This window comes from Syntrophotaleaceae bacterium (assembly GCA_041390365.1).
GTDB lineage: Bacteria > Desulfobacterota > Desulfuromonadia > Desulfuromonadales > Syntrophotaleaceae > JAWKQB01.
In genome coordinates, this window is the sequence record JAWKQB010000001.1 from 155093 (window position 1) to 172655 (window position 17563).

General features: G+C 56.3%; 14 protein-coding genes. 2 read left to right on the forward strand and 12 right to left on the reverse strand.

The window, feature by feature from the left end; all coding sequences use genetic code 11:
• Positions 1 to 46: 46 nt before the first annotated feature.
• The 12 genes from lysA to R2940_00765 form a co-directional block, all read right to left on the reverse strand.
• The gene (gene lysA / locus R2940_00710) at positions 47 to 1300 is read right to left on the reverse strand and encodes a diaminopimelate decarboxylase (protein MEZ4598296.1); all 1254 of its coding nucleotides are present in this window, start codon (positions 1298 to 1300) and stop codon (positions 47 to 49) included.
• Between the two features lie 123 nt (positions 1301 to 1423).
• Positions 1424 to 2206 (reverse strand): fibronectin type III domain-containing protein, encoded by a 783-nt coding sequence (locus tag R2940_00715; protein ID MEZ4598297.1) that lies wholly within the window; start codon positions 2204 to 2206, stop codon positions 1424 to 1426.
• Positions 2203 to 3588 carry an argininosuccinate lyase gene (gene argH / locus R2940_00720; GenBank protein ID MEZ4598298.1) on the reverse strand — a complete coding sequence of 462 codons (1386 nt, stop codon included), beginning with the start codon at positions 3586 to 3588 and terminating at the stop codon, positions 2203 to 2205. Before argH ends, R2940_00715 begins: the two co-directional genes overlap by 4 nt.
• A 304-nt stretch (positions 3589 to 3892) precedes the next feature.
• Positions 3893 to 5122 (reverse strand): argininosuccinate synthase, encoded by a 1230-nt coding sequence (locus tag R2940_00725; protein MEZ4598299.1) that lies wholly within the window; start codon positions 5120 to 5122, stop codon positions 3893 to 3895.
• Between the two features lie 172 nt (positions 5123 to 5294).
• A complete protein-coding gene (locus R2940_00730) occupies positions 5295 to 5969 on the reverse strand; it encodes an RDD family protein (protein ID MEZ4598300.1) in 675 nt (224 codons plus the stop codon).
• Between the two features lie 11 nt (positions 5970 to 5980).
• Positions 5981 to 6895 (reverse strand): ornithine carbamoyltransferase, encoded by a 915-nt coding sequence (argF, locus tag R2940_00735; GenBank protein ID MEZ4598301.1) that lies wholly within the window; start codon positions 6893 to 6895, stop codon positions 5981 to 5983.
• 78 nt (positions 6896 to 6973) lie between these two features.
• Complete coding sequence (locus R2940_00740; protein ID MEZ4598302.1) at positions 6974 to 8173, reverse strand: acetylornithine transaminase; 1200 nt, start codon at positions 8171 to 8173, stop codon at positions 6974 to 6976.
• Positions 8170 to 9060, reverse strand: a complete 891-nt coding sequence (gene argB / locus R2940_00745; GenBank protein MEZ4598303.1) for an acetylglutamate kinase — start codon at positions 9058 to 9060, stop codon at positions 8170 to 8172. Before argB ends, R2940_00740 begins: the two co-directional genes overlap by 4 nt.
• A gap of 236 nt (positions 9061 to 9296) precedes the next feature.
• Entirely contained in the window at positions 9297 to 10628 is a 1332-nt protein-coding gene (gene hslU, locus R2940_00750) for an ATP-dependent protease ATPase subunit HslU (GenBank protein MEZ4598304.1), read from the reverse strand.
• On the reverse strand, positions 10625 to 11158 hold the full coding sequence (hslV, locus tag R2940_00755) for an ATP-dependent protease subunit HslV (GenBank protein MEZ4598305.1): 534 nt from the start codon (positions 11156 to 11158) through the stop codon (positions 10625 to 10627). The genes hslU and hslV overlap by 4 nt, the downstream gene beginning before the upstream one ends.
• 99 nt (positions 11159 to 11257) lie before the next feature.
• Positions 11258 to 12295: a cytochrome c peroxidase gene (locus R2940_00760; GenBank protein ID MEZ4598306.1), complete on the reverse strand. Its 1038-nt coding sequence runs from the start codon at positions 12293 to 12295 to the stop codon at positions 11258 to 11260.
• A 144-nt stretch (positions 12296 to 12439) separates the two neighbouring features.
• Positions 12440 to 12829, reverse strand: coding sequence for a hypothetical protein (locus R2940_00765; GenBank protein MEZ4598307.1), 390 nt, complete (start codon positions 12827 to 12829; stop codon positions 12440 to 12442).
• Positions 12830 to 13200: 371 nt separating this feature from the next.
• Here R2940_00765 and R2940_00770 point away from each other — a divergent pair, with 371 nt between their 5' ends.
• Both R2940_00770 and R2940_00775 read left to right on the forward strand, forming a co-directional pair.
• Positions 13201 to 16449, forward strand: coding sequence for a BTAD domain-containing putative transcriptional regulator (locus R2940_00770; protein MEZ4598308.1), 3249 nt, complete (start codon positions 13201 to 13203; stop codon positions 16447 to 16449).
• Positions 16450 to 16558: 109 nt separating this feature from the next.
• Entirely contained in the window at positions 16559 to 17515 is a 957-nt protein-coding gene (locus tag R2940_00775) for a CsgG/HfaB family protein (GenBank protein MEZ4598309.1), read from the forward strand.
• Positions 17516 to 17563: the final 48 nt, after the last annotated feature.

Genomic DNA, 17563 nt, shown 5'->3' on the forward strand with positions numbered 1-17563 from the left:
TCCCTTATTTACATGGGTCCTATAAGACCTATGGGACCTATGGGGTTCAGATTCCCTCGGGAATCGTCTCGCCCTTGATCAGGTCCTCGTAGGTTTCCCGTTGGCGCACCATCAGCACCTTGTCCCCCTTGACCATGACCTCCGGGGTGCGGGGCCGGCTGTTGTAGTTGGACGCCATGCTGAAGCCGTAAGCACCGGCGGAGGCCACGGCCAGCAGATCGCCCTGGCGGAAGGCGGGGACCTCGCGGTCCTGGGCCAAAAAATCACCCGATTCGCAGATCGGGCCGACAACGTCGGCGACCATGGTAGCGCTGGTCGACTTGTCTACCGCCTCAATGCCCTGATAGGAGCCGTAGAGGGCAGGGCGGGCAAGGTCGTTCATGGCCGCATCGACGATGACAAAGTTTTTCGCCTCGCCTTCCTTGACGTAAAGGACCTTCGAAATCAGCATGCCGGCGTTGCCGACCATCATCCGGCCCGGTTCGAAGACCAGGGTGACATCGAGTCCTTTGGTCGCTTCGATAATGGCTTCGGCATAATCGGCCGGAGTGGGCGGTTCCTCATCCTTGTAGGTAATGCCCAGTCCACCACCCAGGTCCAGATACTTGATCGCAAAACCTTCCTTCTGAAGCGTTTCGACCAGTTCGCGGACCTTTCTGATGGCATCGACGAAGGGTGACAGCTTGGTCAGCTGGCTGCCGATATGGCAGTCCACACCGATTACTTCGAGGTTGGGCAGGGCGGCCGCCTTGCGGTAATCCTCCAGGGCTCGGGCGATGTTGATGCCGAACTTGGCTTTTTTCATGCCAGTGGAGATGTAGGGGTGGGTCTGAGGATCGACGTCCGGGTTGACGCGGATGGCGATACCGGCTTTTTTGCCCACACGGCCGGCAACGCGGTCGATGGTCTCGAGCTCCTGGGGGGACTCGACATTGAACATCAGAATATCGGCCTCCAGGGCCGCCTGGATTTCCTTTTCGGTTTTGCCGACTCCCGAATAGACGATCTTGCGGGGATCGCAGCCGACCTGCTTGGCCCGGTAGAGTTCACCCCCCGAGACGATGTCGAAGCCTGCGCCGAGATTGACGAAGGTCTTCAGCACTGCCAGGTTGCTGTTGGCCTTGATGGAATAGCAGACAAGATGCGGGACCGAGGCGAAGGCTGAGGTAAAGGCTTCCATGTGCCGGGTCAGGGTGGCGTGGGAGTAGAGGTAGAAGGGAGTGCCGACCTGGGCGGCGATCTCCTTCACGGCCACTTCTTCGCAGTAGAGCTGATTGTTGCGATACTGAAAATGATGCATTTGCGAAATCTCCTGAAGGATCTGAATGGTCTTATCGCTAGAAGAACAGGTTGTTGATCAACGAGCCGGGATTCGAAAAACTAAGTGAATAACATACTTTGCCCGTTCGAGTCAAAAAGCAGGCTATTTTCCGGCAGGGGCGCGGACGGCGACAAGCTCTGACAGAGGGCTTTCGATGATGCGTGCGTTCTGGCGTATGACGCTGCGCACGGCGTAGAAATAGGTTTTTCCGGTCTCGAAGTCCTCATCGACGAAGGGAGGAGCGACCAGCGGTTGGATGTTGCGAGGCGCCGGGGTGAAACTGCTGTCCGGGTGGCGGCGATAGACGCGGTAACCGATCAGCTCCTTGTCTTCCGCCAGAATATTCACCGGTTGCCAGACCAGGATCAGCCGGCCGCTTTCCGGGGTAACCGTAACGCCTTGCGGAGCCGGAGGCGGATCGACAATGACCTGCCGGTCCAGCACCGGTTGCCCGTCCTGACCCCATCGGTTGAAAGGAATGATGCGGTACTGGTAGCCCTGCCCGATTTCGAGCGACTTGTCAGTGAGGAAAAACCGGTCGCCGACCCTTTCCACATCCCGCAGGTATTCGAGGTCGACCACGCGCCACAGTTCCGGGGTCTGGAGGCAGGTGGGGCAGTCGTCGGCAGGGTCGTAAAGGCCCCGGTAGATGCGGAATCCGGCCAGGTCGGTGAGGGGAGAACCGTTCTCGTTGAAGCGGGGCAGGGTCCAGGTCAGCACCATCTGCAGACCCTGCTGCCGCACGACGAATTCCTGCGGGGCCGATGGTATCGGCTGCGCCAGGGGTCGTACCGGTCCCTTTTTTCCGCATCCGGCCAGAACACCGAAAACTATCGACAGGATCAGGAAAAGGACAAATTCTCGCAACATTGCCGGTCGGATCATGTTTTTCCCATTCGTTCCACGCGGGCCCGGTCGAGCTCTCTCTGCACGGCTTCCCGGGCCGTGCCGCCGGTGGCCCGGCGGGCATTGACCGAGGCCTCCAGGGTGACGTAATCGTAAATGTCTTCGTCGATCCGGGCGCAGAAGCTGCGAAACTCCTTAAGACTCAGTTCGGGAATGTCCTTGCCCGTTTCGATACAGTAGCGCACCGTCTTGCCGACGATTTCATGAGCCTCGCGGAAAGGTATGCCTTTGCGCACTACGTAGTCGGCAACATCGGTCGCCGTGGAGAAGCCGCGGGCGGCTGCTTCCCGCATATTCTCGGCATGGATGGTCATCTGCGCGATCATGTCGGCGAAGATCTTCAGGCTGCCCTTGACCGTGTCGATGGTGTCGAACAAAGGTTCCTTGTCCTCCTGCATGTCCTTGTTGTAGGCCAGCGGCAGGGCTTTCATCACTGTCAGCAGTCCGATCAGGTTGCCGTAGACCCGTCCGGTTTTCCCCCGCACCAGCTCCGGCACGTCCGGATTCTTCTTCTGCGGCATGATCGAACTGCCGGTGCAGAAGGCATCGGACAGGGAGATGAATTTGAAGTCGGCGCTCGACCAGAGGATAAGTTCCTCGGCCAGGCGCGACAGGTGCATCATCAGAATCGCCGAGGCGCCGCAGAACTCAAGGGCGAAGTCGCGGTCGGACACCGAGTCGAGGCTGTTGCGGGTGACGCCGTCGAAGCCGAGCTGCTCGGCGACGAACTCCCGGTCGATGGGGAAGGTGGTCCCAGCCAGGGCACCGGCGCCGAGGGGCAGCAGATTGAGGCGCTTGAAGATGTCCCGGTAGCGCCCGGAGTCGCGCAAAAACATCTCGTAGTAGGCCAGCATGTGGTGGGAAAAGAGCACCGGCTGGGCGGTTTGCAGGTGGGTATAGCCAGGCATGATGACCGCAAGGTTGGCCTCCGCCTGGCTGAGGACCGACTCCTGCAGGGCATCAAGGTAATCGAGCACAGCCTGCAGTTCGTCACACAGGTAGAGGCGCACATCCAGGGCCACCTGGTCGTTGCGGGACCGGGCCGTATGCAGCTTGCCGCCCACCGGCCCGATCCTTTCGATCAGCCGGGCCTCGATGTTCATGTGGATGTCCTCAAGGGCGACGGAGAATTCGAAGTCGCCCTTTTCGATATCCTCCAGAATGCCCTGCAGTCCGGCGATGATGGTTTCCGCTTCCTGCGGGGCGATGATCCTTTGCTTGGCCAGCATCCGGGCATGGGCGATGGAGCCCTGAATGTCGTAGCGGTAGAGCCGCTGGTCGAAATCGATGGAAGCGGTAAAGGCCTCGACGAATTCATCGGTGGGCTGGGTAAAGCGGCCGGCCCAGGGTTTCTTGCTCATGTCTGGTTTGCTCCTGAAACTATAGCTGTCACAATATCCGGGCCTTTCCTTGTAAGCCCTTCAACACCGCGGGGTTGCGTCCCCGCACGACGCCTTACTCTTTTGATGCGCGTCAAAAGAGTAAGCAGAAAAACGCTCCCCGGCTCCTTGCCCGCCTGCGGCGGGTACCCTCCGCGAAGCAGACGTCGGGCGGGCGGAAAAAAACTCGGTCGCTTCGCTCCCTCAGACAGTTTTTCCGCCTTTTCGCCCGCCGGCCACTCCGCTCCGGCTGCGTCACAGGGGATGAAAAAGCAAAGACTTCCCCTTAAGGCTGATCGTGGTGCTTCTTTTTCATCGCGCTGCGGATCCTCAGACGCAGGGCGTTGAGGCGGATGAAGCCTTCGGCGTCGGCCTGGTTGTAGACCTGGTCCGCTTCGAAGGTGGCGATTTCGGGATCGAACAGGCTGTCGGTGTCGGACTTGCGGCCGACCACCCGGCAGTGCCCCTTGTACAGCTTCACCCGGGCCACGCCGTTGACGGTCTTCTGGGTCTCGTCGATCAGGGCCTGCAGCGCTTCCCGCTCCGGAGAGAACCAGTAGCCGTTGTAGACCATGGTGGCGTAGCGGGGGATCAGGGAGTCGCGCAGGTGCAGCACCTCGCGGTCCATGGTGATCTGCTCCACGCCCCGATGGGCCTCCTCGAGGATGGTTCCGCCCGGGGTCTCGTAGACCCCGCGGCTCTTCATGCCGACGTAGCGGTTTTCCATGATGTCCGCCCGGCCGATGCCGTGCTTTCCGCCGAATTCATTAAGGCGGGCGAGCAGTTGGGCGGGAGTAAGAGTTTCACCGTTGACGGCCACCGGGTTGCCCTTGTGGAACTCGATTTCGATATATTCCGGCTTGTCCGGCGCCTCCTCCGGGCTGACGGACAGCACGTACATCTCTTCCGGAGCCTCGGCCCAGGGATTTTCCAGAATTCCCCCTTCGAAGGAGATGTGCAGCAGATTGCGGTCGCTGCTCCAGGGGCGTTTCTTGCTGACAGGGACGTGAATGCCGTGCTTCTGGGCGTAGGCGATGAGGGATTCGCGGCTGTCGAGATCCCACTCCCGCCAGGGGGCGATGACCCTGATGTCGGGGTTGAAATGGTAGTAGCCCAGCTCGAAACGGACCTGGTCGTTGCCCTTGCCGGTGGCGCCGTGGCAGACCGCGTCGGCGCCTTCGGCGGCCGCGATCTCCATCTGTTTTTTGGCGATCAGGGGCCGGGCGATGGAGGTCCCCAGGAAGTAGCGGCCTTCATAGATGGCGTTGGCGCGGAACATGGGGAAGACGAAATCGCGGACGAATTCCTCGCGCAGATCTTCGATATAGCATTTGCTGGCCCCGGTTTTGCGGGCTTTTTCGGGAATCCCGTCGAGCTCTTCGGCCTGGCCGAGATCGGCGCTGAAGGCGATGACCTCGCAGCCGTATTCCTCGATCAGCCAGCGCAGGATAATGGAAGTGTCGAGTCCACCGGAATAGGCCAGCACGGCCTTTTTGACGGAACCTTTCTTGAACATGATGTCTCCTTCTTATGAAAAATTTGAGCTATTGTTTTTATCGAAATCGAAATCGAAATCGGGGTCGAATAACGTTCGTTGTCGTTGTCGTAATCGTAATCGTAATCGACCCGCGATTACGACAACGACAACCGTTTCGCTACCGCTTCACTGACAACGAGAAAGGCAGTCGTTACAGCTTGATCACGTACGTCTCCGCGATCATATCGTGCAATCCCTGCTTGCGCTCGGTGAACGCCACCATCAGGTAGCCGATGCCGAGAATGATCTTGGAGACGAATTTGCCCGGCACCTCCCGCAGAAAGGCCTTGCCGTAGCCAAGATCCGTCCCGTCGGTGCGCACCACCTTGATGCGCAGGGCCATTTTGCCCGGGGTCTGGCCGCTCGCGCCGGTAAAGACGGTGAAATAGGCCCAGCCGATCATCAGGTTGAACAGCAGCAGAACCAGGACATGAGGCTCTACCTCCCCCCCTGCGGTGCCGACCAGGGTGCTGGTCAACCCCAGAAAGATTCCGCAGACCATCTGGATGGCAGAGAGAATGATTCCGTCGATGAGGGATGCCACCACCCGCAGCCAGAACCCGGCGTAAGTGTCGACGGCCGATCGAAGAGCCAGTGCCATGCCGCACCGGCTGCAGCGTGGAGCATAAGGCTGCACCATCTGACAGGAGGTGCAGGCGACAGTTTGTGGTTCGGTGGTCAGCGTGAAGTTGCCGTCGTTCTTCGCAGGCCGGTCCATCGGAAAAGACTGAGCGCACCGTGGGCAGGTCGCCCGTGTGGCGCCATCGGGTACTGATTCTTCGGGAACTTCCCTGGCAAAGCCGCAGTGGGGGCAGCTGATGTTCATTGCAATTCCTGTTATCGGTCGGCCATCAAAGTCGCCATGATGGCCTTCTGGACATGGAGGCGGTTTTCGGCTTCGTCGAAGACCACCGAATGCGGCCCTTCGATCACCTCATCGGTGATTTCCTCATCCCGGTGGGCCGGGAGGCAGTGCATGACGATGCAGTCCGGATCGGCGACTTCGATGACCTGCTGGTTGATCTGGAAGCCGGCAAAAGCCATCTCCCGTTTTTTCTGTTCCTTTTCCTGCCCCATGCTGGCCCAGACGTCGGTATTCAGCACTTGGGCCCCCCGGGCGGCCTCGATCGGGTCGTTGAGATAGATGATTTTAGCACCCATTTTTTCGGCCCGCGCCATGACGTTCCGGTCGGGCTTGTACCCTTCCGGAGTGGCGACCCGCAGTTCGAAGCCGAAGACCGCCGCGGCGTTGATCCAGCTGTTGGCCATGTTGTTGCCGTCGCCGATCCAGCAATAGATCAGATCGCGGTAGGCGCCCTTGTGCTCGATGACGGTGAACAGATCGGCCATGACCTGGCAGGGGTGGTAGCTGTCGGTCAGGCCGTTGATGACGGGAATGTCTGACAGGCGTGCCAGTTCTTCCACCGCCTCATGAGAAAAGGTGCGGATCATAATGCCGTCCACATAGCGGGACATGACCCGGGCCGTATCCTTGATCGGCTCTCCGCGGCCCATCTGGGTGGTGCTGGAGGACAGAAACAGGGCATGTCCGCCGAGCTGGTACATGCCCACCTCGAAGGAGACCCGGGTGCGGGTGGAACTTTTTTCGAAAATCATGCCGAGGGTTTTGCCCTTGAGCATACGGTGTTTCTCGCCCTTCTTCTGTTTTTTCTTCAACTCCCGGGTGAGTTCGAAAATCTGTTCCAGTTCCTCACGGCTCCAGTCAGTGAGGCAGAGAAAATCCTTTTTCACAGTGGGTCCTCCTGAAGGTATTTCCAGTTTATGAATGTGTTTCTTCTATCGAAACCTGAAGATCAAAGAAGCCAGCTGTCAGACGCTCATTTCCCCGAGAATGCCGTCCAGGATGGACAGCCCTTCATCCAATTCCTCCCGGGTGACAATCAGCGGGGGCACGAAACGCAGTACGTTGCCTACGGTGCAATTGATCAGCAGTCCGCGGCGCAGCGCTTCTTTGACGATGTCCGCCCCGGGTACGGTCAGCTCCATCCCCAGGATCAAACCGCGACCCCGCACTTCTTTCACGAAGGGATAGCGCTCCTTCATTTCTTCGAGCTTTCCGCGCAGGTAGTCGCCCATGGCCCGGCCATGTTCGATGACGCCGTCCTCCAGCAGGACCCGCATGGCCGCCAGCGCCGCGGTGGTGATCAGCGGGTTGCCGCCGAAGGTGGAGCCGTGGCTGCCGGGACCGAAGGTGGCGGCGACCTTCTCGGTCGCCACCATGGCGCCGATGGGCGGTCCTCCGGCCAGCGCCTTGGCCAGGGTCATGATGTCGGGAGCGACACCGTCGTGCTGATAGGCGAACAGATATCCGGTCCGGCCGCAGCCGACCTGAACCTCGTCGTAGATCAGCAGCAGGTCGTGGCGGTCGCAGATGTCCCGCACCTGGCGCAGATAATCGGCGGACGGCACGTTGACTCCTCCTTCGCCCTGTACTGGTTCCAGCAGCACGGCGCAGGTTTTGGGGGAGATCGCCGCTTCGAGAGCCGAGGCGTCATTGAAAGGGACATATCTGAAACCGGCCAGCATCGGCGCAAAGCCGTCCTTGACCTTGTCCTGACCGGTGGCGCTGATGGTGCCGATGGTCCGGCCGTGGAAGGAGGCCAGGGCGGTGATGACTTCGTAGCGGTTTTCCCCGTTGCGCATCGCACTGTACTTGCGGGCCAGTTTGAGGGCCGCCTCGTTGGCTTCGGCGCCGGAGTTGCAGAAAAACACCCGTTCGCCGAAGGAGTGGGCGCAGAGCAGTTCGGCCAGTTCGATCTGGCTGGGAATATGGTAATAATTTGAGCAGTGAAGCAGGGTCCCGGCCTGCCGCTGCAGAGCGGCCACGACCTTGGGATGGCAGTGCCCCAGGTTGTTGACGGCCACCCCCGCCAGAAAATCGAGATAGCTCTTTCCGTCGGCATCCCAGAGGCGGCAGCCTTCGCCTTTGACCGCCACCAGGGGGTAGCGGCCATAGGTTCCGGCAATATGTTTCTCCCCCCGGGCAATCCATTCAGCGGCAGTTGTCATGAGTCGAACCTTCCTACGGCGGTGCCGATACCTTTGTCGGTAAAAATTTCCAGCAGACAGGCGTGCTCCACCCGCCCGTCGATGATGTGGCAGGTGTGCACCCCTTCGTTGATGGCGTCGATGCAGCAGTTGATCTTGGGAATCATCCCGCCGGTGATGGTGCCGTCATTGATCAGATCGGGAGCCCGCCGGGTGTCGATGGTCGAGATCAGGCGGCCTTCCTTGTTCTTGACCCCCTCGATGTCCGTCAGCAGGATCAGCTTTTCGGCCCGCAGGGCACCAGCGATGCGGCCGGCCACAAGGTCGGCGTTGATGTTGTAGGTTTCGTTGTTCAGACCTACTCCGACCGGGGCGATGACTGGAATGAAACCGCCCTCTTCCAGGGCGGTAATGATTTCGGGATGGATGCTTTCCACCTCTCCGACCATGCCGACATCGATGATCTCCGGGGTCAGGGTGTCAGGGTTGACCGCTTTCAGTTCGAGCTTGCGGGCCACGATCAGGCGGCCGTCCTTGCCGCTCAGACCCACGGCCTTTCCTTCGTGACGATTGATGTTGGCCACGATCTCCTTGTTGACCTTGCCGCCGAGAACCATCTCCACCACATCCATGGTTTCCTGGTCGGTGACCCGCATCCCCTGAACGAAACGGGTTTCCTTGCCCATCGCTTTGAGCACCTGACCGATCTGGGGACCGCCGCCGTGGACGATGACCGGATTGAGGCCGATGTATTTCAGCAGGGTCACGTCCTTGGCGAAGCCGAGCTTGAGTCGCTCGTCCACCATGGCGTTGCCGCCATACTTGATGACGATGGTCTTGTTGGCGAAGCGCTTGATGTAGGGCAGAGCCTCCATCAGTACGTTGGCTTTTTTGATCAGTTCTTCCATTGTATGAAACCGTTGCTGGTTGTTGGTTGCTCGTTGCTGGTTGCTGGTTGCTGGTTGCTCGTGGCTCGTTGCTCGTGGCTCGTTGCTCGTTGCTCGTTGCTCGTTGCTCGTTGCTCGTTGCTCGTTGCTCGTTGCTCGTGGCTCGTGGCTCGTGGCTCGTGGCTCGTGGCTCGTGGCTCGTGGCTCGTGGCTCGGGTGCTTGGTTTTGCCAGCAACTAGCAACTAGCGACGAGCAACTAAAGAATATACCTCGACAGATCCTCGTCCTTCGCGATGTCCGACAGGCGGTCGCGGACATGGGCGGCGTCGATGACGATGGCTTTTCCCTGCCGTTCGGGGGCCTCGAAGGAGAGGTCCTCGAGCAGCTTTTCGAGGATGGTGTGCAGCCGCCGGGCACCGATATTTTCGGTGCGATCGTTGACCACCGTGGCGATGCGGGCAATCTCCCGGATCGCTTCCGCCTCAAAGGTCAGTTCGATCCCTTCCGTCTCCATCAGGGCCCGATACTGGCGGATCAGGGCGTTTTTCGGTTCCGTCAGGATGCGGATGAACTCCTCCTCGCCAAGGCTGTCCAGCTCCACCCGGATCGGGAAACGGCCCTGCAGTTCGGGAATCAGATCCGAGGGTTTGGACACATGGAAGGCGCCCGCGGCGATGAACAGCACGTGATCGGTCTTGACCGGTCCATACTTGGTGTTCACCGTGCTCCCCTCGACGATCGGCAGGATGTCCCGCTGCACCCCCTCGCGGGACACGTCGGGCCCTTGGCGGGCGCCCTGACCGGCGATCTTGTCGATCTCGTCGATAAAGATGATGCCGCTCTGCTCGACCCGCTCCCTGGCCAGGGTGTTGACCTTCTCCATGTCCACCAGACGCTCCGCCTCCTGCTCGATGAGCAGTTCCCGGGCCTCCCGCACCGTCATCTTCCGGCGCTTGGTCTGCTTGGGGAAGAGGTTGCCGAACATCTCCTTGATGTTGATCCCCATCTCCTCGGTGCCCTGGGGGGTGAAGATCTCCATCATCGGCGTTTTGGTGACCTGGGTTTCGATCTCCACCGGACGGTCGTCGAGTTTGCCCTGGCGCAGCAGCCGGCGCAGCTTTTCCCGGGTGCCCCCTTCCCCGGCCGATTCCGTCGAAAGCTCCTGGTCTTGGCTGGACGGCAGCAGCAGATCGAGCAGCCGCTCCTCGGCGAGGTCCTCGGCCTTGATCCGCACGGTTTTGGCCTCTTCTTCGCGCACCATGATGACCGCCAGGTCCACCAGGTCGCGCACCATGCTTTCCACATCCCGGCCGACGTAGCCGACTTCGGTGAATTTGCTCGCCTCCACCTTGATGAAGGGAGCCTGGGCGAGCCTGGCCAGACGGCGGGCGATCTCGGTCTTGCCGACGCCGGTGGGGCCGATCATGATGATGTTCTTGGGCACGATCTCGTCGCGCAGTTCGGCAGGCACCTGCTGGCGCCGCCAGCGATTGCGCAGCGCAACGGCCACCGCCCGTTTGGCGTTTTTCTGGCCGATGATGTAGCGGTCCAGTTCCGATACCGTTTCCCGGGGGGTGAAATTGTTCACGACAGACTCTCCGAGACGATGCGGTCGTTGGTGTAGATGCAGATATCCGCGGCGATCTTCAATGCCTGCTCGGCGATCTCCCGGACCTCCAGGTCCGAATGATTCAGCAGGGCCCGGGCGGCAGCCAGGGCAAAGGGACCGCCGGAGCCGATGGCGGCGATGCCGTCGTCCGGTTCGATGACGTCCCCGGCGCCGGAGATGACCAGGGTCGTTTCCGCATCGGCCACGATCAGCAGGGCTTCGAGTTTGCGCAGAATCTGATCCGTGCGCCAGTCCTTGGCCAGGGCGACGGCTGCCTTGGGCAGATTGCCGCGATGTTCCTGGATCTTGGATTCGAACTTTTCGAACAGGGTGAAGGCGTCGGCAGTGCTGCCGGCGAATCCGGCGAGAATCCTCCGGTCGTACATGCGCCGGATCTTCCGTGCGCCGTGCTTCATCACCGTGTTGCCGAGAGTCACCTGGCCGTCCCCGGCGATGGTCACCCGGCCCTCTTTGCGCACACAGACAATGGTTGTTCCACGAATATCCATGATGTTTTTATATGAATAAGTTGGTTTGTGAAAAATAGGGCACATGTTATCACAGGCCCGAGGGTAAAAAAAGAAAAATGGCAGGATGGATGGGGTTTGTCAAGGCCTGTTTGACCCGGGATTTTCCGTTTCCAACGCCTTCAGGAAGCCGACAATCTCCTCGATCTCCGTTGGTCCGAGTTGCCGGTCGAGTTGCATCCATGCCATGCGTCGGATCGCCTCCGGCAAGGACGAAACCTTTCCGTCATGAAAATAGGGTGCCGTGAGCGTAACGTTGCGCAGCATGGGGACCTTGAAAACGAATCTGTCCTCCTCCCGGCCGGTGATTTCATAACGCCCGGCATCCGACTCGTTGTCGTAGGGATGATAAATGCCGAACTTCTGTAGCAGTCGGCCGCCTACCGGGTGGCTGCTGTGGCATTCGACGCAACCGACTTCCATGAACCGCCGCAGCCCATGTTTTTCCGCCTCCGACAGTGCACCGGTTTCTCCCTTGAGGTAGCGGTCGAAGCGGGCGGGGGCGACCAGGGTTCTTTCGAAGGCGGCGATGGCCTGTACGATATGGTCGAACGTTATCTGATCACCAGGTTTTGGAAAGGCACGGGCGAAAGAGCTGCGATAGTCCTCGATCCCCTGAAGCCGGCTTACGACCTCTTCTTCCGTTCGCATGGCCATTTCATCGGGATGCAGCAGCGGCCCGCGGGCCTGCTCGACGAGGTCGACAGCCCGACCGTCCCAGAACTGCAGTATCTGAAACCCGGCATTCAGCACTGTCGGTGTATTGCGTTTGCCGTGAATGCCTCGGGCTCCGGGGGATGTGGGCAGATTGTCGGTTCCTGCATGCCGGCCGTCCAGGAGATGGCAGTCGCTGCAGGCCTGGGTTTTGTTCAGGGAAATACCCCGCTCGAAAAACAGCTTGCGGCCCAGTTCGACCAGGGCCGGAGTATCTCCCTGGCTGCCTGGCATCTGCTCGGGCAAGGGTTTGAAATAGATCCTTGTCGTCAGGGCGCTGCCTTCATACTCTGTTGCTCTGCCGTCGGCGACTGCATGGCAAGGGGCCGCGAAAAAGGTTCCGGCCAGCAACAGAAAAAACAGGAAGGTTTTCGGCTTGCTGGTTGTCGAACTTTGCTCGTTCATCAGACCTTGGGCGGGAGGATGGCAAGACCGCCATCGGTGGGAAAGGGGCGGTGAAAGCGGCGGAGGCATCAGGCCGCTTTCACTGCCGGCGCACGGTTCCGGTGCGGAGAACTGACTGTCCGATCCGCAGCAAGCTGATGGATGTTACCGTTTTTCCATGCTCTCGACATAAATGGCCTGGACGCCCTGGCCCTGAATCAACACACCTTTGACCTGGACTGTACCGTCCAGCATCGCATACCGCTCGGGACTCATAAGGGGAACCTCATGCTCGCCGGTCAGAAGAATGTACTGGTCACCATCGGCGGTGGTCAGCAAGGGAGGGTCGCCGGCTTTGATGCACCGCTCGCAACACCCTTTCGCGCAGACCTTGTCGGGGTGGGAAAGCTTGCAGAACGTACAGGTGATCTGGCCGGTCGCTGTAATCTCCTGTCCCTTGATGGCCGCGTTCTTATCGCTTTCGGCGAAAGCCGTGGTCGTTGTCAAGGCCAGCGCAAGCACCATGAAAATCCCGAAAAAATATGCTCTTTTCATCCTCTGTCTCCTTTTCGATAAAAAAATCCCTGCCGCTGAACGGGTTTCGATTGAATCGGATTAAATCTAGCAGAAAAGGGGGGAAATACAAGGAGGGGGCTTGTTCATCCTGCCATGGCAGCAGTTGCAACATATCGAAATCGGATCGGGATCAACTTCGCTTCGTCATAAGTACAACGCCAGAATAAGGACGATAGCTGATTAGTGTCCCCTTCAGAACGTAGTGTTGACACGTCCTAACCTGTGAATGTAATTAATAAGGCATATATCATTTGATGCGCGGCGGCTAGGGTAAAAACTTCCGGAACGTATTCGGAAGTTTTCCTGAAAAACGTTGCTAAAAAACAAGCTCGTGTTTCACAGGAGGGAAAATGAGTAATTGCCCCCCCAGCATTGGTCCCGAGATCTCCGTTGCTAAATTCAATGCTTTTCCTTTCGATCCCCAAAGGCATCTTCCTCGACATGAACTTCTGGGCGAGTTGCATTCCGGACGGTGGGCAAAGAAACGAATCATATTGATCGCTGCAAAAGCCGGGCAGGGTAAAACGATTCTTACAGCGCAGTATGCTCAAAGCTCTGGAAAAAACACTTTCTGGTATCAAGTTCAGCCGGAAGATGGAGATCCGGCGTTTTTGGCATCGGCAATTTATCACGGTTTGCAAAGATGTTTTCAACTACCTCCGAGTTCGGTTTACGAAGATATTCTCCATCGAGGGGAATTCAACTCCCTTTCCGGTCGCGACTTGGCCGATCTCCTCGTCCTTCTGATTCGGCAGACCATCCAGGAGGATTTTTTAATTGTGTTTGATGATTTCCACCATCTTTCTTCAGCTAATCAGAGTCTTGACTTCCTTACGCAAATAATTAAGGGGCTCTCCATGAAGGGCCGGGTCATTTTGAATTCGCGATGGGCCGTAGCGCCGCTTTGGGAGGACTTGGGATTACTAAAAGAAGCGGCTGTGATCAACGATGTCGATCTTCATTTCAGTCGTTGTGAAATTCAGATGCTTTTTAATGACTTGCATGGAATAGCTCTTTCAAAGCAGGACATTGCCGACCTCTATCAATCGACCGAAGGTTGGGCCATGGGTCTGCAAATTCTGTCAAAATCTTTGAGGTGTGCCAATTATAAAAATTATTTTACGGAAGTGCGGGATAGGGATGAGCTGGTCCGGTTTTTTTCTGAAAATCTCCTTGAAGGGCTTCCCGGGGATGTAGCGGAGGCCTTTCTGCAGTCCTCGTTTCTCGAGGACCCTTCACAGCATGATATTGAATCGCTGTGGGGAGAACAGCGTTTGCTTTCATACTTTGAAAATTGGACGCGGCAGGGGCAGTTCATAGAGTCGATTCGGAACGATGATTGTCGGATCTTTCGTTTTCACCCCCTGTTTCATGAGTCGCTAAGGCATCTGGCTTTCGGGTGGATGTCCAAAGATTCCTTGTCCCGGGTACTGTCCAGGATGGGGGATTGGTTCATCGAACAGGGCAAGCCATTAGCCGCATTGAAATATCATGTGCAAAGCGAAGCGTGGGAACGAATCGATGACATATTGGAATCGCAAGGAGCGCAGATTCTGGCCGAAAGCCTTCATGCGACCTTGAGAGCACTGCTCGACGATATCCCTCCAAATGTAAAGAACGAGCAGCCGTGGATCGCGCTTTTCTCAGGGGTTGCCGCTCTTGAGAGCAGCCCCTTGGAGGCGTATGGAAACTTTTCAGCCGCCAGGCAAAAATTCACCGCCATGGCGAATCCTGTCGGAGAGCTTTTTGCCCTTTCCCAAATCATATCTTTTCATCTGGCCATAGACGGCAATTTCAAAAACGGCAGCCAAAGTTTAACCAAGGCCATCGAGCTATATAATCGGATGGAGAATGAGCTTGCTCCTCAGGCTGCCTGCCAGATCACGAATATAATTGGATCCGGTCTTTGCTTTTTCGATTGCGACCTCCCCAGAGCTGCCGAATTCATTGACCTCTCTCTAGCACTGGCCCAAAAACTTCAAAGCAAAAATTTCATAGCGGCCAACCGCATAACCCGAAGCTACATCAAACTTTTTACGGGCAACTGGGATGCATGCCGCCGGGAGGTCGAGGAAAGTTTTCCTCTGCTCACCGATCCGGCTGTGAGCCCATTCTACCGGCTGTATTTACGATTTTTCCAGATAGACCTCCTAAATATGAGCGGTGATTTTGACAACTTCGGGCATCAAAAAACCGTTTTCGAGCATATGTTTCGCGGGGATCTGCTGGCCCAGGGAATCTCTGCCCCTTTCGTCCTTCTCTGTTGCATCGATATCGCACTGGCAAAAGGAGAATTTGAAGCGGTCGAAAGCCTTTTGAAACAATCCTTGCTTCAGGACTTAGCGGGCGCAGGCGCTCATATGCGCAGCCAATTTTTGCAATACAAGGCTTTGATCGAAGCTATGCTCGGGAAGTCCGAAGAGTCTCGTGCCTCAATTGAAGAATCCTCGAAATTGCGAGAAGAAGTGGGAGGCAGGCTTCATTATACTTACAACCAGATTTTTGCTGGAGCAGTGTTCGGGTTGCTAGGGCAGTGGGAGAAAGCAAAGCAGTATTTCCGAACGGCAGAAAGGCATATGCGCGATCTCGAGGAAGAGGTCGGTACGGCGTGCGTTTTGATGCACAGAGCCGGCTTTAACCTAAATCATGGCCGGGAAGCTGAGGGCCTGCAGGATCTGGCCAGCGGACTAGAGATTATGAGAAGGAATCGCTATGAGCATTTTTATGGATGGAATCCAGTTTTGATGGAAAAGCTTCTTCAGACGGCCATTGAAAAGAAGATCGAGATCCGCTATGCCCGGTATCTGGCAAAAGAACGCCTGGGACTGGCTTTTGAATTGGATGGCAACCCCCTGCCGATCCTCAAAATCGATTGTCTGGGGGGATTGAGCATCAGTGTAAAGGACAAAAGTCTTCATGGCCGAGATTTCACTCTGACCCAGCGAAAACTGATCGCCCGTCTATTAACCCATCAGAGTGCCTCCATCAATATCGAAGAGATGCAGGACGTATTATGGGAAGAAGTGTCCTCCGAATCAAGCCGGCTTCGTATGGATACTGCTCTCTCCCGCCTAAGACAACTGTGTAAAAAATCACTGGATATCGACGGAAAAAGCTATTTGATGCTGAATTCTGGAATTCTTTCCTTAAATCATTGCGATATCGATCTTGACCGTTTCCGCGAATTGTCTTTGGTTGGTCTCCGCCATTATAAAAACCAGGACTACTGGCAGGCCGGTAATGCCTTAAGGAGGGCATACAACCTGTGGCAGGGGCCTTTTATGGCTGAAACTCCCGTCGGAGCGAGAGAGCAGGCGCTGCGAAGAGATCTGCTTGATCAGTTTCTGGAGGTTTGCACCAATTTGGCTAATGTCTTTTTGTGGAGCGGGAATCGGGAAGAGGCATTAACGGTCATCAAAAAGGGCTTAACCGAGGACTCCTCCTGTATCCCCTTGGCTCGACTGCTCTATGACTGTTACGCAAAATCTGGAGAGATAGTCAAGGCCGCCCGGGTTCTTGACGGCTTGAAAAAAGCCCTTTTGGAAGAAGAGTTTTTACTGGATGATCTCAATGAAATTTTAGAGTCTTTCTGGACATAGGGATCGATGCAAGAAAAATGTAAGACGGGTAGGTTATGTTAATGCCGTTTTCGGTCGGGGAAAATTCCCCCGATATTTCATTTATTTTTTATTGATGAAGGAGAGGAAAATGGCAAATTCGATTCAGGCAAACAGTTTTAAATTGGTTTCTTGCTTAACCCTTTTCTTGCTGCTCTTTGTCTCGGGCTGTGCGCCTTCGGCCAGAGTGCCAGTCGTCAAGCCAGCAGAAATAAACATGTCTCAATACAGGAAAATAGCTTTTGGAGATTCGGAGGGTAGTCTGGGTGAGTCAATGACAGATTTGTTGACGTCAAGACTGTTTAACTCCGAATATTTTGAAGTTGTCGACCGCCAAAATATAGACAGAATAATGAGCGAGCACAGGTTCAATCTAAGTGGGGCGGTTGATGAAACATCCGCGGCTGAAATAGGAAATCTTGCCGGGGTTGATGCGCTGTTTTTCATAAAATCTTCAGGAGATTTTAATCAAACTACAGAAATAAGTGAATGGCATAAAGATCAGGACAATAATTCCTACCGTTATTTTCATAAGAAAGGTAAGGCTAACGTAAATACGACTTTCAAAGTTATTGATGTATCAACGGGAAGGGTTTTAGCTGTAAAGTCATTATCAAAAACAGCTTCGGGTGAAAACTGGGAAAAGAATGCATGGCCGCCCGACGTGGATCGGGAACCTTTATTGTCCAAAGCCGCTTCCGAAACTCTTGATGATATAATGAAAATGATTGCTCCCTATAAAGTTTATGTCAATATTAGCTTTGCCACAACGAAGGATTTAAATGGCAAATCTGGTATTGATTTCGCCAAAAACGGTATGTGGAATGAAGCTCTGGAGCAATTTGTGATTGCTTCAGAAAACAATCCTGGAGATTACGCCTCTAAATACAACCTCGGATTAGGATATCAATATACTTATCAACTTGATAAAGCTATATCGACATTTAAAGAGGCAATGAAAATAAAACCTGACGGTGACTGCACGAAAGCGATATCGAGTTGTACTATAATGAAAGCGGATATAGAAAAGTTGAATCAGCAACTGTGATAATAATTGAAAAGCCCATTCTAGGGAAGAGTGGGCTTTTTCTAATGG